The organism is Micromonospora sp. SL1-18, from assembly GCF_047921505.1.
Lineage (GTDB): Bacteria > Actinomycetota > Actinomycetes > Mycobacteriales > Micromonosporaceae > Micromonospora.
On the sequence record NZ_JBLROA010000239.1, the window covers coordinates 1 to 346 of the forward strand.

The window sequence follows — 346 nt, forward strand, 5'->3', positions numbered from 1 at the left end:
CTTCACCGCGTTGTCCAGCGTGGTGTCGGCGCCGCCGCCGAGTGACATGTTCGCCACCATCGGCTGGCTCGGGTTGCTGTTCTTCTGGGCGGTCACCCAGTCGATGCCGGCCACGACGCCGGCGGTGGTGCCGCTGCCACTGCAGTTGAGCACCTTGACGGCGACGAGCTGGACATTCTTGGCCACCCCGTAGGACGCGCCACCGACGGTGCCCGCCACATGCGTACCGTGCCCGTTGCAGTCGGTGTTGTTACCGTCTCCGGTCGTGTTCGTACCCCAGGCCGCCCGGCCACCGAAGTCGCTGTGCGTGACCCGGATGCCGGTGTCGATGATGTACGCCCTGACG

The 346-nt window shown here is 67.6% G+C and carries 1 protein-coding gene; it reads right to left on the bottom strand.

The features are described 5' to 3' along the window. Nucleotides 1-346: S8 family serine peptidase (locus ACNAW0_RS30755; protein ID WP_416291542.1), on the bottom strand; the 346-nt coding region annotated here is incomplete at both ends.